A 13,002-nucleotide genomic window follows, 5' to 3' on the forward strand; every position below is an offset into this window, starting at 1 on the left:
GCCGTGCACGCTCACGCTCTCCGCCACGCCCGGCCCTCACGGGCCAGCATCTCGTCGGCGGCCCGGGGCCCCCACTCACCGGCCCGGTACGGCTCCGGGGTCGTGCCCACCCAGGCGTGCTCCAGCGGGTCGACGACCTGCCAGCTCTGCTCCACCTCGGCGGCGTCCGGGAACAGCGTCCGGTCGCCGATCAGCACGTCCAGCACCAGCCGCTCGTACGCCTCGGGACTGGACTCGGTGAACGCCTCGCCGTACTGGAAGTCCATCGCGATGTCGCGGACCTCCATCGTGGTGCCCGGCACCTTGGAGCCGAACTTCAGCACCACGCCCTCGTCCGGCTGCACCCGGATGACCAGCTGGTTGGGGCCGAGGGACTCCATGTCGGCGTCGTTGAACGGCAGGTGCGGCGCCTTCTTGAACATGATGGCGACCTCGGTGACCCGCCGGGGCAGCCGCTTGCCGGCCCGGATGTAGAACGGAACCCCGGCCCAGCGGCGGTTCTGGATGCCCAGCTTCACCGCCACGTACGTCTCGGTGGTGGAGCCCTCCGGAACGCCCTCCTCCTCCAGGTAGCCCTTGGCGCGCTCGCCGCCCACCCAGCCGGGCAGGTACTGGCCGCGCACGGTGTCCTCGGCGACGTCCCGCGGCACGGTGATCGCCTTGAGCACCTTGAGCTTCTCGGCCCGGATCTCGTCGGCGTCGAAGCTCGTCGGCTCCTCCATCGCGACCAGGGCGAGCAGTTGGAGCAGGTGGTTCTGGAGCACGTCGCGGGCGGTGCCCACCGAGTCGTAGAAGGCCGCGCGGGTGCCGATGCCGACGTCCTCGGCCATGGTGATCTGCACCGAGTCGACGTACTTGGAGTTCCACAGCGGCTCGAACAGGTTGTTCGCGAAGCGCAGCGCCAGGATGTTCTGGACCGTCTCCTTGCCCAGATAGTGGTCGATCCGGAACACGTCCTGGCTGGTGAAGACGTCGTCGACCAGGTCGTTGAGCGCCTTGGCCGAGGGCAGGTCGTTGCCGAACGGCTTCTCCACCACCACCCGCCGCCAGCCGCCGGACTTCGCGTTGTCCGCCATGCCGGTGCGGGCGAGCTGCTTGAGCACCACCGGGAAGGCCGCCGGTGGGATGGAGAAGTAGAAGGCGGCGTTGCCGGGGATGCCGTGCGACTCGCGCAGCTCGTCGAGCGTGGCGGCGAGCTGGTCGAACGCCGCGTCGTCGTCGAACGAGCCGCCGACGAACTTGATGTTGCCGGCCAGCCGGGCCCACACCTCTTCCCGCCACGGGGTGCGGGCGTGCTTCTTGGCCGCGTCGTGCGCCACCGACTCGAAGTCGCCGTCGCCCCAGTCCCGGCGGGCGAAGCCCAGGACCACGAAGCCGGGCGGCAGGAGCCCTCGGTTGGCGAGGTCGTAGACCGCCGGCAGCAGTTTCTTGCGGGCCAGGTCGCCGGTCACCCCGAAGATCACCAGGGCACACGGCTCGGGGATCCGGGGCAGCCGCCGGTCCTGCGGATCGCGCAGCGGGTTCACCGGGCCACCTCCTCCTGCGTCTCGGTCCGCTGATTCCAGGTCATTGATCGTCACGTGCGTGTCCGTCCGGCCGTGTCCAGGAGCGGGGCGGCGCCCGCCGCCCGCTCGGTCAGGTGCAGGCGCAGCACCTGTCGCTCCCGGCCGGGCCAGGGCCCGCCGGTCGCCGGCGGCCTGGCCGCCCGGAGCTGCGCGAAGGTGTACGGACGGCCGGGGGTGACCGGCCGTCCGGCGGCCGGGGTCACGGCCTCGGGCTCGCTCACCGGCAACCACCTCACCCGTTCCACGGTACGGCGCGACGCGTCCCGGGGCCCGGCCCCGGGACGCGTCGTACGCCGTCGGTCACGCGTTGCCGCCGGCCTGCTGCGCCGCCCGCGCGTTGCCCTTGGCTGCCCGGTGCGGGCTGCCCGACCCCTTGGCCGCCTCGGCGAGGGACTTCTTGACCCCCTCCAGCAGCTCCACCCAGCTCGCCTCGAACTTCTCCACGCCCTCGCGCTCCAGCGTGGCGATCACGTCGGACAGGTCCACGCCCACCGCCTCCAGGTCGGCGAAGACCTTGCGGGCGTCGTCGTACGCGACGGTGACGGTGTCCGCCTGCGTCTCGCCGTGCTCGGCGTACGCGTGGATGACCGGCTCGGGCATGGTGTTGACGGTGCCGGGGGCGATCAGCTCCTCCACGTAGATCACGTCCCGGTAGTCCGGGTTCTTCGTCGACGTGGAGGCCCACAGCGGGCGCTGCGGGTGGGCGCCCGCGTCGGCCAGCTTCTGCCAGCGCGCCGAGGAGAAGACCTCGCCGTAGCGCTCGTACGCCAGCCGGGCGTTGGCGACCGCGGCCTTGCCGCGCAGCGCCTTGGCCTGGTCGGAGCCGATCTTCTCCAGCCGCTTGTCCACCTCGCTGTCGACCCGGGAGACGAAGAACGAGGCGACCGAGCCGATCTTCGACAGGTCGTGCCCGTTTGCCTGCGCCTGCTCCAGGCCGGCCAGGAACGCCTCCATCACCTGCGAGTAGCGGTCCAGGCCGAAGATCAGCGTGACGTTGACGCTGATCCCCTCGGCCAGGGTCGCGGTGATCGCGGGCAGGCCCTCCTCGGTGGCCGGGATCTTGATGAACAGGTTCGGCCGGTCGACCAGCCACCACAGCGCCTTGGCCTCGGCGACCGTCTTGTCGGCGTCGTGCGCCGAGCGCGGGTCCACCTCGATCGAGACCCGGCCGTCCACGCCGCCGCTGGCGTCGTACGAGGGGCGCATCACGTCGCAGGCCCACCGCACGTCGTACGTGGTGAGCATGCGGACCGCCTCCTCCACGTCCACATCCCGGACGGCGAGGTCACGAAGCTGCCAGTCGTACTCGTCGGCGTCGCTCAGCGCCTTCGCGAAGATCGTCGGATTGGTGGTCACCCCGGCCACGTGGGACTCCCGGCGCAGCTTGTCCAGCCCGCCGGAGGTCAGCCGTACCCGGGAGAGATCGTCGAGCCAGATCGCCACTCCGGCGCCCTGGAGCTCACTCAGCCTGTCCGTCATGCCGTCCACGCTCCCCTCAGTTGCCGGTCGTGAAACCGGTGATGTCGCCCACCCGGGTCAGCGCCGCGTGCGCGGCGGCCACGATCCGGTCGGGGGTGAACCCGAACTGCTCGAAGAGCACGGTGTGCGGCGCGCTGGCGCCGAAGTGCTCGATGCTCACGCACTCGCCGCTGTCGCCGACGATCGCGCGCCACGACATCGCGATGCCCGCCTCCACGCTCACCCGTGCCTTTACCCCGCGCGGCAGCACCGACTCCCGGTACGCCTCGTCCTGCGCGAAGAACCATTCCTGGCAGGGCATCGAGACGACCCGGGTGGGGGTGCCGTCGGCCTCCAGGCGCTCCCGCGCGGTGAGGCAGAGCTGCACCTCGGAGCCGGTGCCGACGATGATCACCTGCGGCTTGCCGTTCGACGCCTCGGCCAGCACGTACCCGCCCTTGGCGACGCCCTCGGCGCCGGCCAGTTCGGTGCGGTCGAGCGTCGGCAGCGCCTGCCGGCTGAGCGCCAGCGCGGTCGGCCGGTCGGTGTGCTCCAGCGCCTGCCGCCACGCCCAGACCGTCTCGTTGGCGTCGGCCGGGCGGACCACGTCCAGGCCGGGGATGGCCCGCAGCGCGGTCAGGTGCTCGATCGGCTGGTGGGTCGGGCCGTCCTCGCCGAGGCCGATCGAGTCGTGCGTCCAGACGTACGTCACCGGCAGCTTCATCAGCGCGGCCAGCCGCACCGCCGGGCGCATGTAGTCGCTGAACACCAGGAACGTGCCGCCGTACGGGCGGGTGCCGCCGTGCAGGGCGATGCCGTTGAGGATCGAGCCCATGGCGTGCTCGCGGATGCCGAAGTGCAGCGTGCGGCCGTACTCGTCACCGGGGAAGTCCTTGGTGGCGTGCGCCGCCGGGACGAACGACGGCTCGCCCTTCATGGTGGTGTTGTTGCTCTCGGCCAGGTCGGCCGAGCCGCCCCACAGCTCGGGCAGCACCGGCGCCAGGGCCTCCAGGACCTTGCCGGAGGCGGCCCGGGTGGCGACGCCCTTGGCGTCCGCGCCGAAGGTGGGCAGCGCGTCGGTCCAGCCGGTCGGCAGCGTACGGGTGGCCATCCGGTCCCACAGCGCCTTGCGCTCCGGGTTGGCCTGCGCCCAGGCGTCGAACCCGGTGGTCCACTCGGCCTGCTCCCGCGCGCCGCGCTCCAGCACCTGACGGGCGTGCTTGAGCACCTCCTCGTCGATTTCGAAGGTGCGCTGCGGGTCGAATCCGAGGATCTCCTTGGTGGCCTTGACCTCGTCGGCGCCGAGAGCCGAGCCGTGGATCTTGCCAGTGTTCTGCTTGTTCGGCGCGGGCCAGCCGATGATGGTGCGCAGCGCGATGAACGACGGCCGGTCGGTCTCCGCCTTGGCGGCCAGCAGCGCCTGGTACAGCGCCTCCACGTCCTCGTGGTAGTCGCCCTGGTCGGCGTCGCCGCTGCGCCAGTCGACGGTCTGCACGTGCCAGCCGTACGCCTCGTAGCGGGCCGCCACGTCCTCGCTCTTGGCGATGCGGGTGTCGTCCTCGATCGAGATCTCGTTGTCGTCGTAGATCACGCAGAGGTTGCCGAGCTGCTGGTGACCGGCGAGCGCGCTGGCCTCGTGGGTGACGCCCTCCTCGATGTCACCGTCGGAGACGATGCACCAGATGTCGTGCCGGAACGGCGAGTCGGCGCGGTCCGGCTCGGGGTCGAACAGGCCGCGCTCGCGGCGGGCCGCCATGGCCATGCCGACCGCGTTGCCGAGGCCCTGGCCGAGCGGACCGGTGGTGGTCTCCACGCCGGGGGTGTGGCCGTGCTCCGGGTGGCCCGGGGTGAGTGAGCCCCACTGGCGCAGCGCCTTGAGGTCGTCCAGTGCCAGCGGGTAGCCGGAGAGGAAGAGCTGGATGTACAGCGTCAGGCTGGAGTGGCCGGCGGAGAGCACGAACCGGTCGCGTCCGGCCCAGTTCGGGTCGGCGGGGTTGTGCCGCATGACCCGGTTGAAGAGCAGGTACGCCGCCGGGGCGAGGCTCATCGCCGTCCCCGGGTGGCCGTTGCCGGATTTCTCCACGGCGTCCATGGCCAGCACGCGGACCGTGTCGACGGCCCTGCGGTCGAGGTCGGACCAGTTGAGAGCGGGAAGCTCGGGTCGATTGGCAGCCACGATGGTTGTGCTCCTCGGCAGATGGGCGGAACCCTCACTGATGACCCTATCGAGCGGTGCTAAACGTCCGCCCGGGGATCTCAGCATGCTCTTCTGTACGGATCGCGCGCGTTCCGCCGTTCAACCGCAGGTGTGACGGCTCGCACCGTTGCCGGGTCCGCGGGGCAGCGAAAACGACGCCGCGTAGTGTGTGGTGCGGTGTGTGGACCCGCAGCGGTCCGGGCCGAACGACCTCCCCCGCCGATGCCGGAAGGTGGCAATCCGTGAGCATGATCACCGAGCGCCCCGTCAGCAACCCTGCCGGGCAGCCGCCGGTGGGCGCGGTGGCGGAGGGGTCGGCGAGCGGCCGGCGGGACGTGCGCGCCGTGGTGGCGGCGTACGTGTCGCTGACCAAGCCGCGGATCGTCGAGCTGCTGCTGGTGACCACCGTGCCGGCGATGATGCTCGCCCACGGCGGGATGCCGTCGTTGTGGCTGGTGGCCGTGGTGCTGGTCGGCGGGTCGCTCGCGGCCGGCGCGGCGAGCGTCATCAACTGCTACATCGACCGCGACATCGACCAGCTCATGCGGCGCACCAAGCGCCGTCCGCTGCCCGCGCACACCGTGTCGCCGCGCAGCGCGCTGATCTTCGGCCTGGTGCTGGCGGCGGTGTCGGTGGCGCTGATGGCGGCGGCGACGAACTGGCTGGCGACGGTGCTGACGCTGGCCGCGATCGCCTACTACGACCTGGTCTACACGCTGTGGCTGAAGCGGACGACCGCGGCGAACACGTTCTGGGGCGGCATCTGCGGCGCCGCGCCGGTGCTGATCGGCTGGGCCGCTGTCACCGGCACGCTGGCGCCGGCCGCGTGGGGCCTGTTCGCCGTGGTCTTCTTCTGGCAGATGCCGCACTTCTACGCGCTGGCCATCAAGTACAAGGCCGACTACGCCCGGGCCGGGGTGCCGATGCTGCCGGTGGTGGCCTCGGTCCGGCGGGTCAACGCCGAGATCATCGGCTTCTCCTGGCTCACGGTGCTCTCCTCGCTGGCGGTGTGGCCGCTCGGGATGAGCCCGATCTACGGCGTCACCGCGCTGGTGGTGGGCGGGATCTTCCTCGTCGAGGCGCACAAGCTGTGCCGGCGCGCGACGCGCGGCGAGGCGGTCAAGCCGATGCGCCTGTTCCACTGGTCGACCACGTACCTGACGATCCTGTTCGCGGCCGTCGCGCTCGACGCGCTCCTCTGACCCGCCCGTCCGGCGGTTCATCAGAAATTTTTTTCGGGCATCCTCGGAGCGGTGCCAACCTGGACAGATTGTGACGATCTTGCCTGCCCGTTTCGCCCGGTTATAAGGGACATATAGCGGCAAAATGCCTGTGGTTCTTCTTAAACCGATGGGTAATTGGCATCACATTCAGTTCATGGTTCTCGCACATCCGGGTGGAACTCTGCTTAGGCTTCGCGCATGGCAGATGGTTCCGATACGACGCTGACGGCTGACAAGACCGCCGAGCAGGCCCCCAACGGCCTGGTCGCGGGGATCAAGTCGTTCGCCGCCGGGCACGGCGGCGCGAAGGCGGTCATCGAGTACGTCGGCAAGCGCGGCGCACGGATCGTCCTCGTGGGTTCCGACGGGGTATGGGCAGACCAGTTCGCCGACGGCACCGACATCGCGCGGCAGGCGTGCGCGAAGGCCGGGGTCGACGTCGAGAACGCCTGGGAGCGTGAACTGATGGACCAGATGCGTCCGAGCAACGACCTGTGGCGGTCGATGGCCCGGCGCACCATGGCCCGTTGACATAACCGAATGACCGACCACCACCAGTCGACCCGGGGGAGACCCCGGGTCGCTCTCGTCACCTGCGCCGAACTGCCCGACCTCGACCCGGACGACCGGCTCGCGCTCGGCCCGCTCGCCGCCCGCGGCGTCACCGCCGAGATCGCCGTCTGGGACGACCCCTCGGTGGACTGGTCCCGGTACGACCTGGTCGTGCTCCGCTCCCCGTGGGACTACGCGCGGCGCCGGGACGAGTTCGTGGCCTGGGCGCGTACCGTGCCGGCCCTGGCCAACCCGGCCGACGTGGTCGCCTGGAACACCGACAAGCGCTACCTGTCCGAGCTGTCCGCCGCCGGGGCGCCCACGGTCGACACGGAATGGGTCGAGCCGGGCCACGCGTGGGAGCCGCCGGCCGCGGGCGAGTACGTGATCAAGCCGGCGGTCAGCGCCGGTAGCCAGGACACCGGCCGCTACGACCTGACCGACCCGCAGCACCGCGAGCTCGCGGTGGCCCACGTGCGGCGGCTCTCCGGCGCCGGGCGGGTCACAATGGTCCAGCCGTACCTGGACGCGGTGGACACCGCCGGGGAGACCGCGCTGCTGTTCCTGGCCGGCCCCGGCGGCCTGGTGTTCAGCCATGCGATCCGCAAGGGCCCGATGCTGACCGGGCCGGACCTCGGCGAGGCCGCGCTCTACAAGGAGGAGCGGATCGACGCCCGGGTCGCCACCACCGCGCAGCGCGCCGTGGCCGAGAACGTGCTCGCGGTGGTGCCCGGCGGCCCGGAGCGGCTGCTCTACGCCCGGGTCGACCTGATCCCCGGCCCCGGCGGCGAGCCCGTGCTCGTCGAGCTGGAGCTGACCGAGCCGAGCCTGTTCGTCGGGTACGCCGACGGCGCCCCGGACCGCCTCGCCGACGCGGTGCTCGCCCACCTGGCCCGCCGCTGAGGCCGTCGGCCGGGGGTGACCGCCCCGGCAGCGGCGCGACGCTCAGTCGCGGTCGCTGTGGTTACGCGCCCATCGGCCGCCGATCGGCGGCGTGTCCAGTCGCAGCGCGGCCTCGGTGCCGGCCAGGTCGTTGTCCTCGAACGCGCAGGAGACGCAACTGCCCGCCTCGGTGACCCAGATGCCGTACGCCTGGGTGTCGGTTTCCCGGTGCCAGATCCGGTTGCCGCGCACGGTGGCCGAGTCGAACGGCGCGGCGATCGTGATGCCGCCGCAGGCCGGTGGCGAGTCGGGCAGCTCGTACGCCGTGCCCGGCATCGGCGTGGCCGCGCTCCAGCCGGTGGTGCCGTCGGGGCGCACCTCGGCCAGGGAGAGCCGGCCGGCGCTGTTGTCGGACACCACCGCGTCGACGGAGCCGACCCGGACCACCTTGCCCCGGTGCCCCCCGGCCGGCCAGTCCGCGGTGCCGTCGGTGACCTCGCGCGGGCCGTAGCGCACCGTCTCGCCCGAGCCGGAGCAGGCCGGGGCGGACCGGCGGCCGTTGTCCCGGATCCGGTTCCCGATGATCGACGTGTCGAGCATCGGCCGGTCGATCCGGATGCCGTCCAGCGCGTTCTCCCGGATGTCGTTGTCCTGGATCACCACGTCGGCCGCCGCGCCCCGGTAGCCGTGGCCCAGGTCGTGCTCGTGGTAGCCGAAACCGCCGTTGCGGCTGATCCGGTTGCCCTGGACCGCGTACGGGCCGGGGGTGTTGCCCATGCTGATGCCGTCGCCGACGTTCGAGTCGATCACGCATCCGGTGAGCAGGCCGCCGCGCCCGGCCACCCCGGCGGTGCCGTTGCCGGACACGTCGAAGCCGGCCTCCAGGTTGTTGGTCATGGTGCAGCCGGAGACGATCAGCCCGTCCGCGCCCCAGTCGGAGATGCCGAACCGGTTGGCCTGGCTGTGGCAGCCGATGATCCGGATGCCGCGCGGCGGGGTCCAGTAGTCCTTCTGCAGCTCCAGGAAGATGCCGTTGGTGCCGTTGCCGATGGTGGTGCAGTTGGCGATGGTGAGGCGCTCCACGTCGCCCCAGCCGCCGATGCCGACGCCGATCCCGGCGCCACCCATCTGGTCCTCGTTGTCCAGCCGGCCGCAGCCCACCGCGACCACCCCGTCGATCAGGCTGTCCTGGAGGAAGTCGCAGCCCAGCCCGGTCGCCCCGGTGTGGTGGATGTAGAGGTTGCGGAACACGCCGCGCACCACGTACTGCAGGCCCAGCCCTTTGGCCAGGTAGTCGTACGCGGTCTGGGCGACGCCGGAGCCGTCGATCTCGAAGTCGGCGAACGTGCAGTCGGTGATGTGCCGGTCCCGGGCCGCGCCGTGCTGCACCGTGGTCCAGAAGGCGAGCGGGACCGGCTCGCTGCGGTTGCCCTCGTTGCTGAGCAGGAAGCGGGTCGCCGCCGGCCCGGCGCCGAGCAGCGAGACGCCGCTGCGCCAGACGGTGCCGGCGTCACGGATCGAGTACAGGCCGGGCGGGCAGTAGATCACCCGGGCGCGGCCGTCGGCGTCGTACCCGGCGCCGAGGCGGTCCACCAGCGCCGCCAGGGCGGGCTGGTCGTTGGTGACCCCGTCGCCGGTGAGGCCGTACTCGCGGGCGTCGCACCACAGCGGCGCCCCGGCGACCGGGGTCAGCCGCTGCGGGGTGGTGGTGGCGAGGCTCTTTGGCGACACGGGGAGCTCCCCTCGGGCGGACGGTCGGTGGCCCGGACCGCTTTCCCGCTCCCGTCGCGTGGTAACGCCCGGCTCAGGCGGCGGCGCCCACCCGTTCGGCGACCGGCTGGGCCGGGGCCTCCGGGGCGGCCGGCAGCCGCTCGCGGGTCGACCAGAGCACGCCCAGCGTGGCCAGCAGCACCAGGCAGGAGCCGAGCATGTGCGCGCCGACCAGCACGGCGGGCAGGTGGGTGAAGTACTGGACGAAGCCGATCACGCCCTGGCCCAGCTCGACCGCGATCAGCACCGCGGCGGCCCGCGCCGCCCGTGCCGCGCCGACCGCACGGAACGCGAAGTACAGGGCCACCGACAGGCCGATCAGCAGGAAGACACCGTCGGCGTGCACCTGGGAGATCGCCGTCGGGTCCAGGCCGTTTCGGGCCGCGCCGTGGTCGCCGGCGTGCGGTCCGCTGCCGGTGACCCACGTGCCGACCACCAGCACGGAGGCGCTGACCGCGGTGGTGATCCGGGCGAGGGTACGCAGCGGGCCCGGCACCGTCGGCGCCACCGGCCCGTCCGGTTCCTTGATGCGCCGCCAGAGCGCGTACGCGGCGGCGATCACCGCCATCGAGGCGAGGAAGTGCAGCCCGACCACCCACGGGTTGAGGTTGGTGAGCACCGTGATGCCACCGATGACCGCCTGGGCCGGGATGCCGAACAGCACGCCCACGGCCAGCGGCAGCGTCCCGCGGCGGCGGGGGCGGTGCGCCAGCACGGCCAGCACCACGGCGAGCGCGATGATGCCCACCGCGAACGTGAGCAGCCGGTTGCCGAACTCGATCACCCCGTACACGCCCATCTCGGGCGTCGTGGTGTAGGAGTCCTCGGTGCACCGGGGCCAGGTGGGGCAGCCGAGGCCGGAGGCGGTGAGCCGGACGGCCCCGCCGGTGACCACGATCCCGACGTTCGCGATGATCGAGGCGAGCGCGAGGCGGCGCAGCAGCGTGGACGAGACCGGGAACCGGACGGAACGCTTCACGAAGCGAATCCTACGCACCGTAGTTGATCCCGATCGGGTGACTCCGGTAGCCCGGTGGTCGGAATCACCGGCCCCGGGTTTGCGGGCCCTCGGCGAATTACGTAACGTTGCTGTTGTGAAAAACGCGGCGGCGCTCTCTCGAACGCCGGTGACCGGTCCGGTCGCCGGGGGTTCGCGCGCACGTCGTGGCACGCGCGTCGGCGAGCGGGAGGCCGCTCCGGCCGACCTGTCGACCCGCGACCGGGTCACCCAACTGCTGCTGGAGCGTGGTCCCACCACCGCCGCGCAGCTCGGTTCGGCGCTCGGTCTGAGCCCGGCCGCGATCCGCCGGCACCTCGACGCGATGCTCGCCGACGGTGACGTGGTCGCCCGCGACCAGGCCGTGCGCGGCAGCCGCGGGCGCGGCCGGCCGGCCAAGGTCTTCGCGCTCACCGAGGCGGGCCGGGGCCGCTGCGGCACCCACCACTACGACAACATGGCCACCGCCGCACTGCGGTGGATCGCCCACACCGGCGGCGCCGAGGCGGTCGCGGCGTTCGCGGCCGAGCAGGTCTCCGCGCTGGAGACCCGCTGCCGGGCGGCCATGGAGGACGCGGGAGACGCGCCGCTCGCGCGGGCCGAGGCGCTCGCCGGGGCGCTCACCGCCGAGGGTTACGCTGCCAACGCGTCCACGATCGCCTCGGGCGGCCAGCTCTGCCAGCACCACTGCCCGGTGGCGCACGTGGCCGCCGAGTTCCCTCAGCTGTGCGAGGCTGAGACCGAGGTCATCTCCCGTCTGGTCGGCACCCACGTGCAGCGCCTGGCCACCATCGCGCACGGCGACGGCGTGTGCACCACGCACATTCCCGCCCAGTCCGGTTCCACCGTCACCACTGTGAGGACAGATAAATGACCGAGCAGATCGTTCAGCCCCTGACCCAGGAGGAGCAGCTCGCCGCCCTCGGTCGTTACGAGTACGGCTGGGCCGACCCCGACGTCGCCGGGGCGGCCGCCCAGCGCGGCCTCAGCGAGGCGGTGGTGCGGGACATCTCGGCCAAGAAGAACGAGCCGGCCTGGATGCTCGACCTGCGGCTCAAGGGCCTGCGGCTGTTCGGCCGTAAGCCGATGCCGAACTGGGGCGCCGACCTCACCGGGATCGACTTCGACAACATCAAGTACTTCGTCCGGTCCACCGAGAAGCAGGCCACCTCCTGGGAGGACCTGCCCGAGGACATCAAGAACACCTACGACAGGCTCGGCATCCCGGAGGCGGAGAAGCAGCGCCTGGTCGCGGGTGTCGCGGCGCAGTACGAGTCCGAGGTGGTCTACCACCAGATCCGCGAGGACCTGGAGGAGCAGGGCGTCCTGTTCCTGGACACCGACACCGCGCTCAAGGAGCACGAGGACCTGTTCAAGGAGTACTTCGGCACGGTGATCCCGGTCGGCGACAACAAGTTCGCCGCGCTGAACACCTCCGTCTGGTCCGGCGGCTCGTTCATCTACGTGCCGAAGGGCGTGCACGTGGACATCCCGCTGCAGGCCTACTTCCGGATCAACACGGAGAACATGGGCCAGTTCGAGCGGACGCTGATCATCGTCGACGAGGGCGCGTACGTGCACTACGTCGAGGGCTGCACCGCGCCCATCTACTCCTCCGACTCGCTGCACAGCGCGGTCGTGGAGATCATCGTGAAGAAGAACGCCCGGTGCCGGTACACGACCATCCAGAACTGGTCGAACAACGTGTACAACCTGGTCACCAAGCGCGCCGTGTGCCACGAGGGCGCGACCATGGAGTGGGTCGACGGCAACATCGGCTCCAAGGTCACCATGAAGTACCCGGCGGTCTACATGACCGGCGAGCACGCCAAGGGCGAGGTGCTCTCGGTGGCGATGGCCGGCGAGGGCCAGCACCAGGACGCCGGCGCCAAGATGGTGCACGCCGCGCCGCACACCTCCTCGACCATCGTGTCGAAGTCGATCGCCCGGGGCGGCGGCCGCACGTCCTACCGCGGCCTGGTGCAGGTGCTGGAGGGCTCGACCGGCAGCAGGAGCACGGTCAAGTGCGACGCGCTCCTGGTCGACACGATCTCCCGGTCCGACACCTACCCGTACGTCGACATCCGCGAGGACGACGTGTCGATGGGGCACGAGGCGACCGTCTCCAAGGTCAGCGAGGACCAGCTCTTCTACCTGATGAGCCGGGGCCTGAGCGAGGACGAGGCGATGGCGATGATCGTGCGCGGCTTCATCGAGCCGATCGCCAAGGAGCTCCCGATGGAGTACGCGCTGGAGCTCAACCGCCTGATCGAGCTCCAGATGGAGGGCGCGGTCGGCTGACGCCGCCGCCGCCATCCGCCTCACCGACACCTCGTCGCAGAACAGACCAAGGAAGAG

11 protein-coding genes are annotated in these 13,002 nt (G+C 71.4%); 5 read left to right on the forward strand and 6 right to left on the reverse strand.

From position 1 onward, the window contains the following. Positions 1–11: 11 nt before the first annotated feature. The 4 genes from zwf to tkt form a co-directional block, all read right to left on the reverse strand. Positions 12–1,526, reverse strand: coding sequence for a glucose-6-phosphate dehydrogenase (zwf, locus tag ACFYO8_RS15795; protein ID WP_354872657.1), 1,515 nt, complete (start codon positions 1,524–1,526; stop codon positions 12–14). Positions 1,527–1,576: 50 nt separating this feature from the next. After that, the gene (locus ACFYO8_RS15800; RefSeq protein ID WP_354872654.1) at positions 1,577–1,786 is read right to left on the reverse strand and encodes a hypothetical protein; all 210 of its coding nucleotides are present in this window, start codon (positions 1,784–1,786) and stop codon (positions 1,577–1,579) included. Between the two features lie 79 nt (positions 1,787–1,865). After that, entirely contained in the window at positions 1,866–3,044 is a 1,179-nt protein-coding gene (gene tal, locus ACFYO8_RS15805; RefSeq protein WP_354872651.1) for a transaldolase, read from the reverse strand. 16 nt (positions 3,045–3,060) lie between these two features. Further along, positions 3,061–5,199, reverse strand: coding sequence for a transketolase (tkt, locus tag ACFYO8_RS15810; protein WP_354872649.1), 2,139 nt, complete (start codon positions 5,197–5,199; stop codon positions 3,061–3,063). A gap of 263 nt (positions 5,200–5,462) precedes the next feature. Here tkt and ACFYO8_RS15815 point away from each other — a divergent pair, with 263 nt between their 5' ends. The 3 genes from ACFYO8_RS15815 to ACFYO8_RS15825 all read left to right on the forward strand — a co-directional run bounded on the left by ACFYO8_RS15815 (position 5,463) and on the right by ACFYO8_RS15825 (position 7,898). Further along, the gene (locus tag ACFYO8_RS15815) at positions 5,463–6,422 is read left to right on the forward strand and encodes a heme o synthase (RefSeq protein WP_354872646.1); all 960 of its coding nucleotides are present in this window, start codon (positions 5,463–5,465) and stop codon (positions 6,420–6,422) included. 219 nt (positions 6,423–6,641) lie between these two features. Next, the gene (locus ACFYO8_RS15820) at positions 6,642–6,974 is read left to right on the forward strand and encodes a hypothetical protein (RefSeq protein WP_216928155.1); all 333 of its coding nucleotides are present in this window, start codon (positions 6,642–6,644) and stop codon (positions 6,972–6,974) included. Between the two features lie 9 nt (positions 6,975–6,983). Further along, the gene (locus ACFYO8_RS15825; RefSeq protein WP_354872640.1) at positions 6,984–7,898 is read left to right on the forward strand and encodes a hypothetical protein; all 915 of its coding nucleotides are present in this window, start codon (positions 6,984–6,986) and stop codon (positions 7,896–7,898) included. Between the two features lie 42 nt (positions 7,899–7,940). Here ACFYO8_RS15825 and ACFYO8_RS15830 read toward each other — a convergent pair whose 3' ends face one another. Together ACFYO8_RS15830 and ACFYO8_RS15835 are read right to left on the reverse strand one after the other, a co-directional pair. Continuing rightward, entirely contained in the window at positions 7,941–9,608 is a 1,668-nt protein-coding gene (locus tag ACFYO8_RS15830) for a right-handed parallel beta-helix repeat-containing protein (RefSeq protein ID WP_354872638.1), read from the reverse strand. A gap of 73 nt (positions 9,609–9,681) precedes the next feature. After that, positions 9,682–10,644 (reverse strand): COX15/CtaA family protein, encoded by a 963-nt coding sequence (locus ACFYO8_RS15835; RefSeq protein ID WP_354872636.1) that lies wholly within the window; start codon positions 10,642–10,644, stop codon positions 9,682–9,684. A 97-nt stretch (positions 10,645–10,741) separates the two neighbouring features. On the opposite strand from ACFYO8_RS15835, the gene ACFYO8_RS15840 reads away from it, so the two are divergent. Then, complete coding sequence (locus ACFYO8_RS15840) at positions 10,742–11,518, forward strand: ArsR family transcriptional regulator (RefSeq protein WP_354872633.1); 777 nt, start codon at positions 10,742–10,744, stop codon at positions 11,516–11,518. Further along, positions 11,515–12,945 carry a Fe-S cluster assembly protein SufB gene (gene sufB / locus ACFYO8_RS15845; RefSeq protein WP_354872631.1) on the forward strand — a complete coding sequence of 477 codons (1,431 nt, stop codon included), beginning with the start codon at positions 11,515–11,517 and terminating at the stop codon, positions 12,943–12,945. The genes ACFYO8_RS15840 and sufB overlap by 4 nt, the downstream gene beginning before the upstream one ends. Positions 12,946–13,002: the final 57 nt, after the last annotated feature.

This window comes from Micromonospora sp. NPDC005257, from assembly GCF_042872445.1.
Taxonomy (GTDB): Bacteria; Actinomycetota; Actinomycetes; order Mycobacteriales; family Micromonosporaceae; genus Micromonospora.